This window comes from Paracoccus stylophorae (genome assembly GCF_028553765.1).
Classification (GTDB): domain Bacteria; phylum Pseudomonadota; class Alphaproteobacteria; order Rhodobacterales; family Rhodobacteraceae; genus Paracoccus; species Paracoccus stylophorae.
Window position 1 is genome coordinate 855,846 of sequence record NZ_CP067134.1, and the last position, 17,345, is coordinate 873,190.

Annotated in this window: 18 protein-coding genes; 8 read left to right on the forward strand and 10 right to left on the reverse strand. The window is 67.0% G+C overall.

Annotation, left to right across the window (positions count from 1 at the left end; genetic code table 11):
• The first annotated feature begins 1 nt into the window (after nt 1).
• From JHW45_RS04240 to trmB, 6 genes are all read left to right on the forward strand, one after another.
• A complete protein-coding gene (locus JHW45_RS04240; protein WP_272859708.1) occupies nt 2-1,570 on the forward strand; it encodes an NADH-quinone oxidoreductase subunit M in 1,569 nt (522 codons plus the stop codon).
• A 10-nt stretch (nt 1,571-1,580) separates the two neighbouring features.
• A complete protein-coding gene (nuoN, locus tag JHW45_RS04245) occupies nt 1,581-3,104 on the forward strand; it encodes an NADH-quinone oxidoreductase subunit NuoN (protein WP_272859709.1) in 1,524 nt (507 codons plus the stop codon).
• Complete coding sequence (locus JHW45_RS04250) at nt 3,097-3,870, forward strand: biotin--[acetyl-CoA-carboxylase] ligase (RefSeq protein ID WP_272859710.1); 774 nt, start codon at nt 3,097-3,099, stop codon at nt 3,868-3,870. Before nuoN ends, JHW45_RS04250 begins: the two co-directional genes overlap by 8 nt.
• Before the next feature lie 5 nt (nt 3,871-3,875).
• Nucleotides 3,876-4,655 (forward strand): type III pantothenate kinase, encoded by a 780-nt coding sequence (locus JHW45_RS04255; RefSeq protein ID WP_272859711.1) that lies wholly within the window; start codon nt 3,876-3,878, stop codon nt 4,653-4,655.
• A complete protein-coding gene (locus JHW45_RS04260) occupies nt 4,648-6,324 on the forward strand; it encodes a ribonuclease J (protein WP_272859712.1) in 1,677 nt (558 codons plus the stop codon). Before JHW45_RS04255 ends, JHW45_RS04260 begins: the two co-directional genes overlap by 8 nt.
• A gap of 165 nt (nt 6,325-6,489) precedes the next feature.
• Nucleotides 6,490-7,281 (forward strand): tRNA (guanine(46)-N(7))-methyltransferase TrmB, encoded by a 792-nt coding sequence (trmB, locus tag JHW45_RS04265; protein ID WP_272859713.1) that lies wholly within the window; start codon nt 6,490-6,492, stop codon nt 7,279-7,281.
• Here trmB and JHW45_RS04270 read toward each other — a convergent pair.
• From JHW45_RS04270 to JHW45_RS04305, 8 genes are all read right to left on the reverse strand, one after another.
• Nucleotides 7,213-8,157, reverse strand: a complete 945-nt coding sequence (locus JHW45_RS04270) for an AEC family transporter (protein WP_272859714.1) — start codon at nt 8,155-8,157, stop codon at nt 7,213-7,215. The genes trmB and JHW45_RS04270 overlap by 69 nt on opposite strands.
• Nucleotides 8,154-8,978: an MBL fold metallo-hydrolase gene (locus JHW45_RS04275; protein WP_272859715.1), complete on the reverse strand. Its 825-nt coding sequence runs from the start codon at nt 8,976-8,978 to the stop codon at nt 8,154-8,156. The genes JHW45_RS04270 and JHW45_RS04275 overlap by 4 nt, the downstream gene beginning before the upstream one ends.
• Entirely contained in the window at nt 8,975-9,790 is an 816-nt protein-coding gene (locus JHW45_RS04280; RefSeq protein ID WP_272859716.1) for a TatD family hydrolase, read from the reverse strand. The genes JHW45_RS04275 and JHW45_RS04280 overlap by 4 nt, the downstream gene beginning before the upstream one ends.
• Before the next feature lie 16 nt (nt 9,791-9,806).
• Nucleotides 9,807-10,856: a DNA polymerase III subunit delta' gene (locus JHW45_RS04285; RefSeq protein WP_272860531.1), complete on the reverse strand. Its 1,050-nt coding sequence runs from the start codon at nt 10,854-10,856 to the stop codon at nt 9,807-9,809.
• 59 nt (nt 10,857-10,915) lie between these two features.
• Nucleotides 10,916-11,518 (reverse strand): dTMP kinase, encoded by a 603-nt coding sequence (gene tmk / locus JHW45_RS04290; RefSeq protein ID WP_272859717.1) that lies wholly within the window; start codon nt 11,516-11,518, stop codon nt 10,916-10,918.
• Nucleotides 11,518-12,663 (reverse strand): D-alanyl-D-alanine carboxypeptidase family protein, encoded by a 1,146-nt coding sequence (locus tag JHW45_RS04295; protein WP_272859718.1) that lies wholly within the window; start codon nt 12,661-12,663, stop codon nt 11,518-11,520. The genes tmk and JHW45_RS04295 overlap by 1 nt, the downstream gene beginning before the upstream one ends.
• A gap of 118 nt (nt 12,664-12,781) precedes the next feature.
• Nucleotides 12,782-13,456: a DUF2270 domain-containing protein gene (locus tag JHW45_RS04300; protein ID WP_272859719.1), complete on the reverse strand. Its 675-nt coding sequence runs from the start codon at nt 13,454-13,456 to the stop codon at nt 12,782-12,784.
• 79 nt (nt 13,457-13,535) lie between these two features.
• Nucleotides 13,536-14,108: a thymidine kinase gene (locus tag JHW45_RS04305; RefSeq protein WP_272859720.1), complete on the reverse strand. Its 573-nt coding sequence runs from the start codon at nt 14,106-14,108 to the stop codon at nt 13,536-13,538.
• Nucleotides 14,109-14,223: 115 nt separating this feature from the next.
• Here JHW45_RS04305 and JHW45_RS04310 point away from each other — a divergent pair, with 115 nt between their 5' ends.
• On the forward strand, nt 14,224-14,865 hold the full coding sequence (locus JHW45_RS04310) for a DUF998 domain-containing protein (protein WP_272859721.1): 642 nt from the start codon (nt 14,224-14,226) through the stop codon (nt 14,863-14,865).
• Between the two features lie 95 nt (nt 14,866-14,960).
• Here JHW45_RS04310 and JHW45_RS04315 read toward each other — a convergent pair whose 3' ends face one another.
• The gene (locus JHW45_RS04315) at nt 14,961-16,193 is read right to left on the reverse strand and encodes a DEAD/DEAH box helicase (protein ID WP_272860532.1); all 1,233 of its coding nucleotides are present in this window, start codon (nt 16,191-16,193) and stop codon (nt 14,961-14,963) included.
• A 457-nt stretch (nt 16,194-16,650) separates the two neighbouring features.
• Complete coding sequence (locus JHW45_RS04320) at nt 16,651-16,902, reverse strand: DUF2312 domain-containing protein (RefSeq protein WP_272859722.1); 252 nt, start codon at nt 16,900-16,902, stop codon at nt 16,651-16,653.
• Nucleotides 16,903-17,052: 150 nt separating this feature from the next.
• Here JHW45_RS04320 and JHW45_RS04325 point away from each other — a divergent pair, with 150 nt between their 5' ends.
• Nucleotides 17,053-17,280, forward strand: a complete 228-nt coding sequence (locus JHW45_RS04325) for a hypothetical protein (protein ID WP_336385802.1) — start codon at nt 17,053-17,055, stop codon at nt 17,278-17,280.
• Nucleotides 17,281-17,345 lie beyond the last annotated feature (65 nt).

Below are 17,345 nucleotides of genomic sequence, written 5' to 3' on the forward strand. Positions count from 1 at the left end.
CATGACGAACCTTCTTTCGATCATCACCTTCCTGCCGATCGTCGCCGCGATCATCCTGGCGCTGTTTCTGCGTGGCGACGACGAGGCTTCGCAGAAGAACGCGAAATGGCTGGCGCTGATCGCGACCACGGCGACGTTCCTGATCTCGCTGTTCCTTCTGGCGGGTTTCGACGCGGCCGATACGGGTTTTCAGTTCGTCGAGGATCATGCCTGGATCATGGGCCTGCGCTACAAGATGGGGGTCGATGGCATCTCGGTCCTGTTCGTCTTGCTGACGACATTCCTGATGCCGCTGACCATCCTGTCCACGTGGGAGGTCAAGACCCGCGTCAAGGAATACATGATTGCCTTTCTGGTGCTGGAGGGGCTGATGATCGGCGTCTTCACGGCGCTGGACCTGATCCTGTTCTACCTGTTCTTCGAGGCCGGGCTGATCCCGATGTTCCTGATCATCGGCATCTGGGGCGGGCAGCACCGTATCTATGCGGCGTTCAAGTTCTTCCTGTATACCTTCCTCGGCTCGGTGCTGATGCTGATCGCGATGATCGCGATGTCGCTGACCGCCGGCACCACCGACATCCCGCAGCTGCTGCAATTCGATTTCCCCTCGCAGACGATGCGGGTGCTGGGCTTCGGGATCGCGGGCGGCATGCAGACGCTGCTGTTTCTGGCGTTCCTGGCCTCGTTCGCGGTCAAGCTGCCGATGTGGCCGGTCCATACCTGGCTGCCCGACGCGCATGTGCAGGCACCGACGGCGGGTTCGGTCGTGCTGGCCGCGATCCTGCTGAAGATGGGCGGTTACGGCTTTCTGCGGTTCAGCCTGCCGATGTTCCCGGTGGCCAGCGATCTGTTGCAGCCGCTGCTGTTCTGGATGGGCGCGATCGCCATCGTCTATACCTCGCTGGTCGCGCTGGCGCAGACCGACATGAAGAAGCTGATCGCCTATTCTTCGGTCGCGCATATGGGTTACGTGACTCTGGGCGTGTTCGCGGCCAACCAGCAGGGGCTGGACGGGGCGATTTTCCAGATGGTGTCGCACGGCTTCATCTCGGGCGCGCTGTTTCTGTGCGTCGGCGTCATCTATGACCGGATGCACACGCGCGAGATCGACGCCTATGGCGGGCTGGTCAACCGGATGCCGGTCTATGCGCTGGTGTTCATGTTCTTCACCATGGCCAATGTCGGCCTGCCCGGCACCTCGGGCTTCGTGGGCGAGTTCCTGACCCTGATGGGCACGTTCAAGGCCAATACCTGGGTCGCCTTCGTGGCCGCGACCGGGGTGATCCTGTCGGCGGCCTATGCGCTGTGGCTGTATCGCCGTGTCACGCTGGGCGCGCTGATCAAGGAAAGCCTGAAGACCATCACCGACATGACCCCGCGCGAGAAATGGATCTTCGCGCCGCTGGTCGCGATGACCCTGCTGCTTGGCGTCTATCCGCGACTGGTCACCGACATCACCGGCCCGGCCGTTCAGGCGCTGCTGGTCAGCTATCACGACGCGCTGCCGCACGAGCCGGCGGTCGGGCTTGCCGTCACCGCCGCCGCGGATCAGGCCGAAGACAGCCATTGAGGAAAGCAGGATGACCGCGATCGATTTTTCGACGATTTTGCCCGAACTGCTGCTGGCCGTCTTTGCGATGGGCGCATTGCTGGCCGGCGCGTGGCTGGGCAAGGACAGCATCTCCACGCCGATCCTGTGGGCCAGCGTCGTGGCGCTGCTGATCGGGGGGCTGTATGTCGGACTGGCCGACCGGCCCGACAGCATCGCCTTTTTCGGGATGTTCCACGACGATCCCTTCGCGCGCTTTGCCAAGGTGACGATCCTGATTTCGGCCGCCGCCGTGCTGGCGATGAGCGCGGATTACATGGCGCGGCAGGGGCTGATGCGGTTCGAATACCCGATCCTGATCACGCTGGCCGCGCTTGGCATGATGATGATGGTCTCGGCCGGCGATCTGCTGATCCTGTATATGGGGCTGGAGCTGCAATCCCTGTCGCTGTATGTCGTGGCCGCCATGCGCCGCGAAAGCGTCAAGTCGTCCGAGGCGGGGTTGAAGTATTTCGTGCTGGGGGCGCTGTCCTCGGGGTTGCTGCTGTATGGCGCCTCGCTGGTCTACGGGTTTTCCGGCACGACGAATTTCGACGACATCTTCCTGACCATCATCGGCGGGCAGCTGTCCATGGGTCTGCTGTTCGGCCTAGTCTTCCTGCTGGTCGGTCTGGCCTTCAAGGTCTCGGCCGTGCCGTTCCACATGTGGACGCCCGACGTCTACGAAGGCGCGCCGACCCCGGTGACGGCGTTCTTCGCCACCGCGCCCAAGGTCGCCGCGATGGCGCTGCTGGCGCGGCTGATGTTCGAGGCGTTCGGCAACGTGCCCGACGACTGGGGCCAGATCATCGCGGCGCTGGCGGTGCTGTCGATGTTTCTGGGATCGATCGCCGGGATCGGCCAGACCAATATCAAGCGTCTGATGGCCTATTCCTCGATCGCGCATATGGGGTTCGCGCTGGTCGGCCTGGCGGCGGGCACCGCCTATGGCGTGCAGACCATGCTGATCTATATGGCGATCTATGCGGTGATGAATGTCGGCACCTTCGCCTTCATCCTGTCGATGGAACGTGACGGCCGCCCCGTCACCGACCTGTCCAGCCTGAACGGATTTGCCGCGACCGATCCGCTGAAGGCGTTCGCCGTGCTGTTCCTGATGTTCAGCCTGGCCGGCGTTCCGCCCTTCCTCGGCTTCTTTGCCAAGTTCGGCGTGCTGGCCGCCGCCGTGGATGCCGGGATGAGCTGGCTGGCCCTGCTGGGGGTCGTCGCCTCGGTGATCGGTGCGTTCTATTATCTGCGCATCGTCTATTACATCTTCTTCGGGTCCGAGGGCGAGGGCGTGGAAAGCCGCATGGATCTGGCGCAGTATCTGGCGCTGATCGTGCCGGCTGCCGCGCTGCTGCTGGGGGCGGTCACCATGCTGGGCGTGGACGACGCCGCCGCCACCGCCGCGCAGTCGCTGGTCGGTCCCGCACCGACGGCGGCCGAGGCGGGCGTCGCCGGCGCAGGCCCCGACGTCTCGGGCGCGGCACCCGCCGGGACCGCCGGTGACTGACGACATCACGTCAAGCTGGCCCGCGGGCGTCGCCCGCCATGTGCTTAACCGCGTGGACAGCACCAATGCCGAGGCGCTTCGGCTGGCCCCGTCCCTGTCCGGACCGGCCTGGATCATGGCCCGCCGGCAACAGGCCGGACGCGGCCGGCGCGGGCGCGCCTGGGCCGATCCGCCCGGCAATTTCGCGGCCACGCTGATCCTGCGCCCCGAAAGTGGGCCGGCCGACGCCGCCCGCCTGTCCTTTGTGGCCGCGCTGGCCGTGCACGAGGCGCTGTCGCGGCTGTGCGGGCCGCAGCTGAACCTGTCGCTGAAATGGCCGAACGATGTGCTGCTGAACGGCGGCAAGCTGTCGGGCATCCTGCTGGAAAGCGCCGGGTCCGGCGCGCGACTGTCCGCCCTGGCCATCGGCATCGGGATCAATCTGGAGGCCGCGCCCGATGCCGCCGCGGTCGAAGCTGGCGCGCTGCGCCCGGTCAGCCTGAAGGGCGAGACCGGGGTGACGCTGACGGCGGACGAGGTTCTGGACGCGCTGGCCCCGGCCTTCGATCGCTGGTCGCGGCAGATGCGGGATTATGGCTTCGCCCCGATCCGCGCCGCCTGGCTTGCCCGCGCCGCGCGCCTGGGCGAGCCGATCACCGCCCGCAGCGGCACGACGGTCACGACCGGCCGGTTCGAGGGCATCGACGACAGCGGCGCCCTGGTGCTGACGACCGCGCGCGGTCGGCAGGCCATTTCCGCCGCCGACATCCATTTCGGCGGGGGCTGAAATCCATGCTGCTGTGCATCGACACCGGCAACACCAATACGATGTTCTCGGTCTGGGATGACGGAAAGTTCCTGGCCCATTGGCGCATCGCGACTGATCACCGCCGCACCGCCGACGAATACTATGTCTGGCTGTCCACGCTGATCGGGCTGCGCAAGTTCAAATTCCGCGTCGAAGGCTGCATCATCAGCGCCACCGCTCCGCGCGTGGTCTTCAACCTGCGGGTGCTGTGCAATCGCTATTTCGACCTGCGCCCGCTGGTCGTCGGCAAGCCCGAATGTCTGCTGCCGGTGGAACCGCGCGTCGATCCCGGCACCAAGGTCGGGCCGGACCGGCTGGCCAACGCCGTCGCCGCCTTCGACCGCCATGGCGGCAACACCGTCGTCGTCGATTTCGGCACGGCCACGAATTTCGATGTGGTCGACATCGACGGCGCCTATGTCGGCGGCGTGATCGCGCCCGGCGTGAACCTGTCGCTCGAGGCGCTGCACATGGCCGCCGCCGCCCTGCCGCATGTCGATGTGACCATGCCCGATGCGGTGATCGGCACGAATACGGTTGCCTGTATCCAGTCCGGCATCTACTGGGGCTATATCGGCCTGATCGAGGGGATCGTCCGTCGCATCAGGCAGGAACGCGGGCAGAATCCTGTCGTGATCGCGACGGGCGGGCTTGCCCCGCTGTTCGATCAGGGGTTCGACCTGTTCGACGCGATCGAGGACGATCTGACCGTTCACGGATTGCGATTGATACACGATTACAACAAGGAGATGGGCAATGGCTGACCGCCTGATCTATCTGCCGCTTGGCGGCGCGGGCGAAATCGGCATGAACGCCTATGTCTATGGCTATGGCGCGCCGGGCAAGGAAAGGCTGATTCTGGTCGATCTGGGCGTGACCTTCGGCGACATGGACACCTCGCCCGGCATCGACCTGATCATGCCCGATATCGGCTGGCTGGAACGCAACCGCAACCGGCTTGAGGCGATCTTCATCACCCACGGGCACGAGGATCACCTGGGCGCGGTGGGGCATCTGTATGCGCGTCTCGGCGTGCCGGTCTATGCGCGCAAGTTCACCGGCGCGCTGTGCCGGCTGAAGCTGGAAGAACAGGGACACCAGGCCGACATCGTCCGCATCGCCGGCCCCCGCCCCGAGGCGACGCAGCTTGGTCCCTTCAGCGTCCAGTTCGTGCCCGTCAGCCACTCGATCCCCGAAAGCTCGGCGTTGATCATCGACACGCCGGCGGGCCGGATCGTGCATACCGGCGATTTCAAGCTGGACGGAACCCCGGTCGTGGGCGATCCCTTCGATCCGGTCGCCTGGCACGAGATCGCCGGCGAGGCGGGCGGGGTCAAGGTGCTGACCTGCGATTCCACCAACATCTTCTCGACCCATCCCGGCCGGTCCGAGGCGCTGCTGGCCAATCCGATCCTGGAATGGGTCGTGGCGCAGAAGAACATGGTCGTGGCGACCACCTTTGCCAGCAATATCGCCCGTCTGGCGACGCTGGCGCAGGCCGCGATCGCCTCGGGCCGCAAGGTCTGCCTTCTGGGCCGGGCCATGCGCCGGATGGTGACGGTCGGGCTGGAAACCGGCGTCCTGACCGATTTCCCGGACACGATCGGACCGGACGAGGCGGCGAACCTGCCGCGCGACAAGGTCATGCTGATCGTCACCGGATCGCAGGGCGAACGCCGCGCCGCCAGCGCGCAGCTGTCGCGCGGCCGCTATCTGGGCCTGTCGCTGAAGGAAGGCGACAGTTTCCTGTTCAGTTCCAAGACCATCCCCGGCAACGAAAAAAGCGTGGGCCGGATCATGAACGCGCTCAGCGAGATGGGCGTTGACGTGCATGACGAAAGCGACGGGCTGTTCCACGTGTCAGGCCACGCCAACCGCCCCGACATCGAGGCGCTGCACGACCTGCTGAAGCCCCGGATCGTGATCCCGATGCATGGCGAACATCTGCATCTGCGCGAACACATGCTGCTGGCCCGCGCCCGCGGCTCGGCGTCCGAAATCGCGGTCAACGGCGCGATGCTGGATCTGACCGCCGACCGGCCGAAGATCGTCGATCATGTGGAAACGGGGCGGCTTTATCTTGACGGCACGGTGCTGATCGGCGCGATGGACGGCATCGTCCGCGACCGCATCCGCATGGCGCTGAACGGCCACGCCTTGGTCAGCGTCATCGTGGACGAGGATGACAACGTCCTGCCCGATGCCTGGGTCGAACTGATGGGGCTGCCCGGCCGCACGCGCGGCGGCGACGATCTGGCCCGCCATATCGAGGGCGAGCTGGCCGAATTCCTGGAAGGCGCCGACGACCGCACGGTGCGCGACGACGGCCGCATGGACGAGGCGATCCGCAAGATCACCCGTCAGGTCGCCATGGAAGAGATCGGCAAGAAGCCCGAGGTCACGGTGATCATCAGCCGCCTGATGGCCGACTGACCGCACGGCGTTCGGCGGTCCGGGCCAGCCTGCGCCCGCCCTCGCCCTCTTTCCAAATACCTTGCAGGGGGTCCGGGGGACGCAAAGTCCCCCGGCCGTCGCGGGACGCAACGACAAGGCCGCCAAGGCTTGACCCCGCCCGACGCTTGCGCCAATCCCGCGGGCATGAGTGACACGCCCAAAACCGCCTTCGATCCCAACCCGCCGCGCCGCAATTTCTATGGCAGACGCCACGGCAAGACCCTGCGTCAAAGCCAGAAATCCTATCTGTCAGAAGATCTGGGCGATCTGCGCCCGCGCGGCATCGCGCCGTGGGAAAACCCCGAACGGCATCCGATCGACCCGGCGGCGATCTTCGGCGACGACCGTCCGCTCTGGCTGGAGATCGGCTTTGGCGGGGGCGAACACATGGTCCACATGGCCGCCACCTATCCGCGGATCGGCATCATCGGCTGCGAGCCGTTCATCAACGGCGTCGCCATGCTTCTGGGCAAGATCCGCGCCGCCGGCGTCGGCAATGTCAGCGTGCATCCGGGCGATGCGCGCGATCTGATGGACGTGCTGCCCGATGCCAGCATCGACCGGGCGTTCCTGATGTATCCCGACCCCTGGCCCAAGGCGCGCCATCATCGCCGCCGCTTCGTCACCCCCGAACATCTGTTGCCGCTGGCGCGCGTCATGCGTCCGGGCGCAGAGTTCCGGGTGGCGACCGACATTCCCGACTATGTCCGCCAGACCCTGGAACAGGTGCCGCCGGCCGGCTTCGATACGGTCGCGGAAAGCGACCGTCCCTGGGACGACTGGATCAGCACCCGCTATGAACAAAAGGCGCTGCGCGAGGGACGGGCGCCGCATTACCTGACGTTTCGCCGGCAGGATCGGGATGGCTCAGGGCAGGATCGCCAGCCACACCCAGATGCTGAAGACCGAGGCGACGGTGGCGATCAGCACGGTTGAGGCCGCGACCCGCCGCGCCGCGCCATAGATGCTGGCGAACAGATAGGCGTTGATGCCCGGCGGCATCGCCGCCGTCAGCACGGCCGAGCGTGTGGCGGCCAGATCCAGCCCAAGCGCGTGTCCCAGCCCGAAGGTGACCGCCGGATGCAGGATCAGCGCGCAGGCGCAGCACATCGCGATGGTCGCCATGTCCCCTTCCGGGCGATAGCGGTAAAGGATGCCGCCCAAGCCGAACAGCGCCGCCGGCAGGGCCGCGCGGGCGATCATCTCGACCGCCGCCCAGAACCCTTCGGGCATGACCAGCCCCGCCTGCATCAGCAGGTTCATGATCACGCCCGCGGCGATGCCGATCACCAGGGGCGTGCGCAGCACCCCCGACAGCGCGCGCCACGCGACCCGCCCGACCGACAGGCCGCTGCCCCGGGCGCGCGTGAACTCCATCATGGTGATGCCGAACGTGTACAGCGCCGGCGAATGCAGCGCGATGATCGTCCAGTTGCCGTCCAGCGCCTGCGTGCCGAAGGCGCGTTCGGTGATCGGGATGCCCAGCAACAGGCTGTTCGAGAACAGGCAGACAAAGCCGATGGCCACGCTGTCCACCGCCGGGCGGCGAAACAGGAACCGCGCCCCCGCCCAGCCCGCCGCATAGCTGGCAAACGCGCCGGCATAGAAGGCGAACAGCAGGTCGGGGCGGAACTCGGTGCCCAGATCCAGCCGCGCCATCGACGCGAACAGCAGCGTCGGCACGGCGAAATTCTGCGCGAACCCCATCAATCCGTCCACGGCAGATTCGGAAAACCAGCCGCGCCAGCTGACCGCATAGCCGAACCCGATCACCAGAAAGACCGGCAGGACGATCGTGAAAAGCGCGCTCACATCGCGTCCGCGGCAAAGGGCGACGCCGCATCGGCAGACACGTTCAGGATCATCCCGTCATGGGCGGGAACGATATGGTCCGGCGTGCGCGCCATGACCTGATCGTAATCCATGTCGATATGCATGTTCGTCAGCACCCCGCGCGGCGTGCCGGCCCGCGCCAGCCACGCAAGCGCCTGCGCCAGATGCGCGTGGCTGGGATGGGGATCGGGGCGCAGCGCGTCGCAGACGAAGATCTCGGCCCCCTCGATCAGCGGCCATGCCGTGTCGGGGATCTGCGAGACGTCGGGCAGATAGACTAGACCGCCGATGCGGAATCCCAGGGCGGTGATCTCTCCGTGCTGGACGCGGAACGGCTGAAAGCTGATCGCCCCGCCGGGACCGTCGATCGCGACCGGGCCCGTCAGCCGGTTCAGTTCCGCGATCGGCAGATAGTAACTGCCCGCGGGCGTGCTGAAGATATAGCCGAACCGGTCCAGCAGCGCCTGGCTTGTCGGCTCGTCGGCCCAGACCGGCATCTTGCGGCGCGAATTGTGAACAAGCTGGCGGATATCGTCGATGCCGTGCACATGATCGGCGTGGTGATGGCTGTAGATGACCGCATCCAGCGTGGCGACGCCGGCATCCAGCAATTGCGGCACCATGTCCGGTCCGGTGTCGATCAGCACCTGCGTCGTGCCACCCGCCCCGTCGCGTTCGACCAGCAGCGAACAGCGGCGGCGGCGGTTGCGCGGGTTGGCCGGATCGCAGGCGCCCCACCGGTTCCCCAGCCGTGGAACGCCGCCGGACGAGCCGCAGCCAAGGATCGTCGCCCGGATCACGCCGGCCCGCCCTTGGCGCCGGCGGCCTTCCAGAACAGCCGGTCGAAATTCTGGGATGTCCGGCGCGCGAACTCGGTGTAATCCATGCCGAACAGCCTGGCGCCGACGGCGGCGGTGTGAGTCACATGCGCCGGCTCGTTCCGCTTGCCGCGAAAGGGCGGGGGCGCAAGATAGGGGCTGTCGGTCTCGACCAGAATCCGATCCACGGGCGCTGCCGCAAAGATCTCGCGCAGCGCGTCCGAGCGTGGGAACGCCGCGATTCCCGACATCGACAGGTAGAAGCCCAGTTCCAGCGCGGCACGCGCCAGATCCGCGCCTGAACTGAAGCAATGCATCACGCAGCTGAAGGCGCCCGCCCGATATTCGTCGGTCAGGATGCGGGCCATGTCGTCGTCGGCGTCGCGGGCGTGGATGATCAGGGGCAGGCGCGTCTGGCGCGCCGCCTCGATATGGACGCGCAGGCTTTCCTGCTGCCGGTCGGCCGTGTCGGCGGTATAGTGGTAATCCAGCCCCGTCTCGCCGATGCCCACGAATTTCGGGTGATCGGCCAGCGCAATCAGGTCCGCGACCGTGGCCATCGGTTCGTCGGCCACGCTCATCGGGTGGGTGCCGGCGGCATAGAACACGCCGTCATGGCCGTCGGCCAGGGCGCGGACCTGGGGTTCCAGCCGCAGGCGGGTGCAGATCGTGACCATGCGCGTCACCCCGGCCTTGCGCGCGCGCGCGATCAGCGCCTCGTGTTCTCCGTCGAAATCGGGGAAGTCCAGATGGCAATGGCTGTCGACAATCGGCGGGGGGGCCGCTTGGGTCATGGGGCAACCTTTGGCGTCAGTTCGGGGCGGGCAGGGCGGACCGGGCCGGCGGCAGATGCGCCAGTTCCGTCAGCATATCCATCACCAGCGCCGCAGGGTCAAGGTTGACCGCCCGCCCCGACCGGGCGCGAGCCGACAGCCGGGCCTGCGCCCCCGCCCAGTCGCGCGCCGCCCGGTCGTCCGGCGCGATGCGCGACATCAGCGCGCCTTCGTTTTTCGCCGCCTGCGGCAGCGGCGCGCCCATCAGCCCGGCCCGCGCGGTGCGGGTCAGGAACCGGTCCAGCAGGGTGACGGTCAGATCGAACGGATCGCCGCCCGCGCCCGGACGACCGGCGGCGGCATCGGACAGCCGCGCCGCCGCCATCCGGTCCATGCGCGGCAGTGTGCCGAACAGATCCACGATCTGCTGATAGCGTGTCAGCCCGTCCTGACCCGACAGGCGCAGCGCCTCTCCGACAGAGCCTTCGGACAGGGCGGCCAGCGCCTCGACCTGATCGACGACGCCCAGCCCGGCCAGCGCCTCGGCCATCCGCTCCGGGCTCAGCGAGGTCAGGCGCAGCGTCCGGCAGCGCGACCGGATCGTGGGCAAAAGCCGCGCCGGCTGGTGCGCGACCAGCAGGATCAGCCCGTCTGTCGGCGGCTCTTCCAGCAGTTTCAGCAGGGCGTTGGCGGCCTGCGGGTTCATGTCGTCGGCCGCATCCACGATGGCGATGCGCCGACCGCCATCGGCCGCCGTCATGCGGAAAAAGGACAGCAGCCGCCGCACCTCGTCCACGGTGATCTCGGCCCGCAGTCGTCCGGACTTGTCGTCCCAGGGACGGCGGATCAGCTGCACCGCGGATTCCGACAGCGCGGCGATGCGCCGGGCCACCGGATCGTCGGCGGGCACGGACAGATCGTCGCTGGCCGCACCCGTCAGCAGCCAGCGGGCGATGGACCAGGCCAGTGTCGCCTTGCCGACGCCGCGCGGGCCGGTCAGCAGCCAGGCATGGTGCAGCCGGCCCTCGCGCGTCGCATCGACGAATTGCGCGACCGCGTGATCCTGCCCGATCAGGCGTTGCGTCATGCGCGGATGCGGCGCGCCGGGCACGCGGTCGGCTTCGGGAATATCCTCAAGCTCGACCTTCACAGCGCGGCCCGCACGCGGGCGGCCACGGCGTCCGGCGACCCGCTGCCATCGATCAGGCGCACCCGGTGGGGAAATTCCTGCGCCAGCGCGCGAAACCCCGCCGCCAGGTCACGCTGAAAGCCAAGGCCGCGATTCTCGAACCGGTCCTCGGGCATGGGCGACTGCCGGTTCTTCGCGCGCTGCAACGCCTCATTCGGGTCGATGTCGATCACGAAGGTCAGGTCCGGCTCGATCCCGATCATCAGCGCGTGCAGCCGGTCGACCAGCGCCCGCAACTCGGCGCGCGCGGCACCCTGATAGACGCGGGTGGAATCGGCGAAACGGTCGGTCACGACGCTGCGGCCGGCCAGCAGCGCGGGGCGGATCAGCCGTTCCAGATGGTCGCGCCGGGCGGCGGTGAACAGCAGGCATTCGGTTTCCGCCGACCAGCGTTCGCCCGCCCCCTCGACCAGCAGGCGCCGGATCTCTTCCGCGCCGGGGCTGCCGCCGGGTTCGCGGGTCAGAACCACCTCGTGCCCCCTCTCGCGCAGCGTGTCGGCCAGCAGCCGTGCCTGGGTGGTCTTGCCGCAGCCGTCGATCCCCTCGAAGCTGATGAACATCAAAGTCCCGCGGCGGCGATCGCCTTGTTGCCCAACCGCATTACCGCCCCTTTCATGCGGCCCGCGAACCCGGCCTCGGGCACGTCCTGCGCGGCGATCAGCGGCGTCACGGCGTCCTGTGCGCCGGGAACCGTCACGACAAGCTGTCCCAGACGGTCGCCCTTGGCGATGGGGGCGGGCACGGGCGAATCGAAGACCGCCTCGACCTTGACCTGATCCCGTGCGCCGGCCGGGATCAGCACGTTCGCCCCGTCCCTGGTGGTCAGCCCGATCCGCGATTGCGTGCCCAGCCAGACCGGCACCTCGACCACGGTTTCGCCGGCGGGCACCAGCGTTTCCATGGTGAACTGGCGGAAGGCCCAGTTCACGATCCGCTCGGCCTCTTCGGCGCGGGCGGTCTCGCTGGACAGGCCGGTGATGACGAAGATCACCCGGCGGCCATCCTGCACGGCCGAGCCGACAAGCCCGTAACCCGCCTCTTGCGTGTGGCCGGTCTTCAGCCCGTCGGCCCCGATCCCCAGCTTCAGCAGCGGGTTGCGGTTGAAGCGGTTGGCGGGCGCGCGGTCGTCAAAGCGATACTCGGTCAGCGCGAAGTTCTTGTAAAGTTCGGGGAAATCGTCGATCAGATGCGCGGCAAGCAGGCCCAGATCGTGCGCGGTCATGCGGTGGCGCGGGTCCGGCCAGCCCGAGGCGTTGGCGAAGACCGAATTGGTCAGCCCCATTTCCTTGCCCTTTTCGGTCATCTGGCGGGCGAACGCCTCTTCGGTGCCCGACAGCCCCTCGGCCACGACGACGCAGGCATCGTTCCCGGACAGCACGATGATCCCCTTGATCAGCTCGTCCACGTTCGGGCGGTCCTGTTCGTTCAGGAACATGGTCGAGCCCTTCATCTGCCGCGCCTTGGTCGAGACGGGCAGCCGCGTGTCCATCTGCACGCGGCCTTCCTGCAACGCCTCGAACAGCATGTAGATGGTCATCAGCTTGGACATCGACGCCGGCGGAATCTGTTCGTCGGCGTTCTTTTCCATCAGCACCGTGCCGGTCGCCACGTCATAGACCCACGCCGTGCGGGCATTGGTGTCGAAAGCGTGCGCGGGAACGGCCAGAGCCAGCAGGGCGACAAGCCTCAGCAGAAATGCGCGCATGGAAGATCCTTTGCCTGTTTGGCCAAGATGGTTACAGCATGGTGGTGTGTCCCGCAACGCGCGGGCGGCGTTCCCGCGGAATTTTGAACGCGGCGCGGGAAGCCCGTCTGCCGGCGCGTCACCCCATGCCAAGCGGGTCGCGGCGCATGCGGGCGCGCTTTTCGTCCTGTTTTTCGCTGATAAAGGCGATGGTGCCCCAGCACAGGCAATAGAAGGCGCCGACCGTCAGCACCAGCCAGCCCGGCACCGGCCCGATGGCCGCGCGCTGCAATAGTTCTGCGGTCGAGGCCAAAGGCGTCGGATGCACGATCAGCTTGCCCAGATAGGCGATGGTCTGGATCAGCAGGATCCAGAAATAGTTGCGCCGGATCCGCCGCCCGATCGCGGTCCACATGCTGACGTGATAGCGCGGGTGAAGATAATCGTCGGCCAGCCGGTCCTGCCAGTGTTCCTCAAGATGCAGATCGCCCTCTTTCAGCATCGGCGCCATGAAGTTCAGCTCCATCCAGCGGCAGCGCGCGCGCCAGACGTTGAAATACCGGTATCGCCGCGCCTCGATCATCAGAAAGAAGATGATCAGGATGCCGACCAGCACCAGCGGAAGGGGCGATGCCTGCGGCGAGGAATAGGTGATCGACAGCGCGACCCCCAGGGTGACGACGGACCAGTTGGTCGAGGTATCCAGCCGCGTCCGCCAGATGGTCGAGCGATAGACCTCGCCCCGATACAGATGCGCCAGAACGCCCATCTCGGCGGCATCCAGCTTTTTGCGGGGTGTCGTGTTCCCATCCATGCCATCCCCTCCCTCGACCGCCAGACTGGCAGCGCAAGCGGGTCTGGGCAAGCATTTCGTGGACGGGTCGTGACGTGCGTCAGGCGCCCACGGCCTCGCGCCAGTGTCTGCGGCACAGCGAGACATAGGTTTCGTTCCCGCCGACCTGGACCTGCGCGCCCTGGGTGATCGCGCGGCCCTCGGCGTCGCGCCGGATCACCATCGTGGCCTTGCGGCCGCAATGGCAGATCGTCCGGACCTCGCGCAGGTCGTCGGCCAGCGCCAGCAGCGCGGCCGAGACGGGAAACAGCTCGCCCCGGAAATCCACCCGCAGCCCATAGCACATCACCGGAATGTCCAGATCGTCCGCGACCCGCGCCAGTTGCCAGACCTGATCCTTGGTCAGGAATTGCGCCTCGTCCACAAAGATGCAGGCGCAGGCGCGGCCGCGCGCGCGGATCAGCGCGAACATGTCGGTGTCGGCATCGAAGGTCAGCGCATCGTCTGCAATCCCGATGCGGCTGGCGATCCGGCCCGTGCCCGCGCGGCTGTCCAGCGCGGCGGTCAGCAGCAGCGTGCCCATGCCGCGTTCGCGATAGTTATAGGACGCCTGAAGCAGCAGCGTGCTTTTGCCGGCGTTCATGGTCGAGTAATGGAAATACAGTTTCGCCATGGCGCCAGCAGATAGCGCCGTGCGCAACGCGCGGCAACCGCCGCGCGCGCGGGGCGGAACAAGCGCAGGCAAGGCGCGTTCCGCCCTGAATGGATGCGGGGACAGAGGGGCTTTGATGGCCGAAAACGATGGATCGAACATGACCGGCGAACGCAGCGGCTTTCTGGTCGTGATGGCGGTGCTGGGCATGGCGGGCTGCGCCGCGCTGATCCTTGGCACGCTGATCGCGCCGTTCTTCGTGCCCGATTATCACTGGATCGCGGACACGATCAGCGATCTTGCCGCCGGCAGATCGGAACTGATCATGGACATCGCCCTGTATGGCTTTGCCGCCGGGTTGCTGGCCACCGCACTGGCGGCGGCACATGCGCATCTGGGCGGTGTCGAGTGGTCGGCGGGCATCCTGTCGCTGGCGATCCTTGCGGGAATCGTCATCGTCGTGGGGGCGCGCAACGAATATGGCGACCGCGACAGCGACGGCGTCGTGATCCACACCAAGCTGGTCTATGGGCTGGGGCTGTTCTTTCTGGCCACGCCGCTGTGCATGCTGCGGGGCCTGTGGCGGCATCACCGCCGGTCCGCGACGGTGCTGATCGGGCTGGCGACCCTGTGGGGGCTGGCCGCGCCGGTGTTCTTTTTCCTGCCGGACGGGATCGACGGGCTTTATGAACGCGGGCTGGGGCTGATCGCCTGCGCGATGGTCGTGACGCTGAATCTGGTGTTCCTGCATCGCGCGACGGGGTCGCGGTCGGCCTGACGGTGACGCAAGGCGACGCGGACGGCGTTTGGCGTAAAAAAGGCCGCAGGACCGGAATCCTGCGACCTTTTCCTGTTCCCGAAGGGTGTGTCGCCTCAGCCGTGGGCCTGCTGGCTTCTGGGCCGGCGCGAGGGGCGGCGCGACGGGCGCTTGTGCGCGGCGGCATCCACCGGCTTGCCGCGACCGCGCGGCGCGCGGCCGGCGAGGGGCGCGCCGACGGGCACCTCTCCGCCGATCACGGCAATAGAGGATTTCATCGCCCGTTCGATGGCGCGCAACTCGCCGATCTCGGCCGGGGCGCAGAAGGCCACGGCGCGACCGTCCCGCCCGGCCCGCGCGGTGCGGCCGATCCGGTGGACATAGTTTTCCGGCACGTTCGGCAGGTCGTAGTTATAGACATGCGCGACCTCGGGGATATCCAGGCCGCGGGCCGCCACATCGGTGGCCACCAGAACCTGGGTGTCGCCCTTGCGAAAGGCGGCCAGTGCACGCTCTCGCTGGCCCTGCGACTTGTTGCCGTGGATCGCGGCGACCGAAAAGCCCCATTTCTCCAGCAGCTTGGACAGTTTTTCGCAGCCATGCTTGGTGCGGCCGAAGACCATCGACAATTCGCCCGGATGCTTGGCCAGATATTCGGCCAGCAACGTCGCCTTGTCGCCCTGCGGCACGAAATGAACGCCTTGGTCGATCTTGTCGGCGGCCTTGCCCGGCGGGTTCACCGCGACCTTGACCGGATCGGTCAGATAGGTGTCGGCCAGTTCCGACATCAGCTTCGGCATCGTGGCCGAGAACAGCAGCGTCTGGCGTTCCCGGGGCAGCATCTTCGCGATGCGGCGCAGCGTGTGGATGAAGCCGATATCCAGCATCTGGTCGCCCTCGTCGAGCACCAGATAGGTGGTGGCCGACAGGTCGATGGCGCGACGTTCGATCAGGTCCATCAGCCGGCCCGGCGTGGCGATCAGCACATCGACGCCGCGCGACATCCGTTCGATCTGGACGTTGATCGAGGCGCCGCCGACGACGCGGAACGCCCGGATCGGCGTGCCTTCGGCATAGGCGTCGACATGGGCTGCGATCTGGGTCGCCAGTTCGCGCGTCGGCGCCAGAATCAGCGCCCGGCAGGTTTTGGGATCGGGTTTCTTGCCGAACTTGATCAGCCGGGTCAGCATCGGCAGGCCGAACGCCGCCGTCTTGCCGGTGCCGGTCTGCGCCAGCCCCAGCACGTCGCGGCCTTCGACCACGGCGGGAATGCCCTGCGCCTGAATCGGCGTGGGATGGGTCAGGCCCATGGCGGCGATATTGGCGTTGATGCGGTGGTCGATCCCCATATCGGCAAAGGGACCGGTCGGCAGCGGCTCGCGCGCCGGTGCGCGGCGGCCTTCGTTCGGGGCCGCATGGGCCGCAGCCCGGTTCGGACCCTTGCCGGCCCGGATCGGGCGGCGGTTGTTCTTCTGTTCCATGAAATGACTTTCGTCCTTGCATCCCCCGTATCGGACGCAAGGCAGGTGGCCACACCCTTGGGCGCGGCAATCAGCAGGGGTGCAGGCGTGATACGAGGGTGCCTGCAAGCCTCCCCGCGTGAATGGGAAACTGGATTGGGTGTCGCGCCGTCTGGCGAAATTCGCGGCTGCTCACGCGGCAGCGGGCGGCGACTGGACACAGATGGGGCAGGCCGTCCGATATGTCAAGACGAATTCCCCATCCGCCCTTGCGTCAGCGCCGGCTGTCCGCACCGCATCCGCCGGCGGACGCGATGCGGGGGCGGGGGCCGGCGGCAGATGCGCGTCAGACCATCCCCAGGGCGGTCTTGTACATCTCAAGAATGGCCTCTTCCTCGGCCACGTCGTCGCGGTCGCGTTTGCGCAGGGCGACGATCTTCTTCATCACCTTGGTGTCATAGCCGCGCGCCTTCGCCTCGGCCATGATCTCTTTCTGGCGTTCGGCGATGTCCTTCTTTTCCGCCTCAAGCTGCTCGAACTGTTCGATGAACTGGCGCAGTTCGTCGGCGGCGACGCCGTAGGCCTGGTCGTCCTGCATCGGGTTCCGTCCTTCCTTGGTCTTGTCCGCAGGGCTGTTTCGATCCGCCCACGCTTCGGGATCAGACTGTTAGGCGCTCTTGTTCCGGGGTGCAATCGCCGCTAGGCCCGCAAACGCGGCATATGCGGATCGCGGGGGGCAGGAAACGGCATGGATATGTTCGAGGTCATCGTCTGGGCAGGCGCCGCGCTGACGCTGGCGGGGGTGTTCGCGCTGATCTGGTGCATCGTGACCGTCGCGCGCGCCCGTCGCGCGGGGTTGGACGACGACGCGATGCGCGCCCGGATGCGCGGCGTTCTGGCGGTGAACATGGGCGCGCTTGCCGCCTCGACCGTGGGGCTGATGCTGGTCGTGCTGGGCATCTTTCTGAGCCGCTGATTCGTCCGCCGGCTCTTGAAACATTCGGGGACTTGAATGTAATACCGGCCCGACAGATTCGGAGC

Bases quoted from the DNA above. Each gene is read 5' to 3' on its own strand.
- JHW45_RS04240 (WP_272859708.1), top strand. From the start codon at position 2: ATGACGAACCTTCTTTCGATCATCACCTTCCTGCCGATCGTCGCCGCG.
- nuoN (WP_272859709.1), top strand. From the start codon at position 1,581: ATGACCGCGATCGATTTTTCGACGATTTTGCCCGAACTGCTGCTGGCC.
- JHW45_RS04255 (WP_272859711.1), top strand. From the start codon at position 3,876: ATGCTGCTGTGCATCGACACCGGCAACACCAATACGATGTTCTCGGTC.
- JHW45_RS04260 (WP_272859712.1), top strand. From the start codon at position 4,648: ATGGCTGACCGCCTGATCTATCTGCCGCTTGGCGGCGCGGGCGAAATC.
- trmB (WP_272859713.1), top strand. From the start codon at position 6,490: ATGAGTGACACGCCCAAAACCGCCTTCGATCCCAACCCGCCGCGCCGC.
- JHW45_RS04280 (WP_272859716.1), bottom strand. From the start codon at position 9,790: ATGACCCAAGCGGCCCCCCCGCCGATTGTCGACAGCCATTGCCATCTG.
- JHW45_RS04285 (WP_272860531.1), bottom strand. From the start codon at position 10,856: ATGACGCAACGCCTGATCGGGCAGGATCACGCGGTCGCGCAATTCGTC.
- tmk (WP_272859717.1), bottom strand. From the start codon at position 11,518: ATGTTCATCAGCTTCGAGGGGATCGACGGCTGCGGCAAGACCACCCAG.
- JHW45_RS04295 (WP_272859718.1), bottom strand. From the start codon at position 12,663: ATGCGCGCATTTCTGCTGAGGCTTGTCGCCCTGCTGGCTCTGGCCGTT.
- JHW45_RS04300 (WP_272859719.1), bottom strand. From the start codon at position 13,456: ATGGATGGGAACACGACACCCCGCAAAAAGCTGGATGCCGCCGAGATG.
- JHW45_RS04305 (WP_272859720.1), bottom strand. From the start codon at position 14,108: ATGGCGAAACTGTATTTCCATTACTCGACCATGAACGCCGGCAAAAGC.
- JHW45_RS04310 (WP_272859721.1), top strand. From the start codon at position 14,224: ATGGCCGAAAACGATGGATCGAACATGACCGGCGAACGCAGCGGCTTT.
- JHW45_RS04315 (WP_272860532.1), bottom strand. From the start codon at position 16,193: ATGGGGATCGACCACCGCATCAACGCCAATATCGCCGCCATGGGCCTG.
- JHW45_RS04320 (WP_272859722.1), bottom strand. From the start codon at position 16,902: ATGCAGGACGACCAGGCCTACGGCGTCGCCGCCGACGAACTGCGCCAG.
- JHW45_RS04325 (WP_336385802.1), top strand. From the start codon at position 17,053: ATGGATATGTTCGAGGTCATCGTCTGGGCAGGCGCCGCGCTGACGCTG.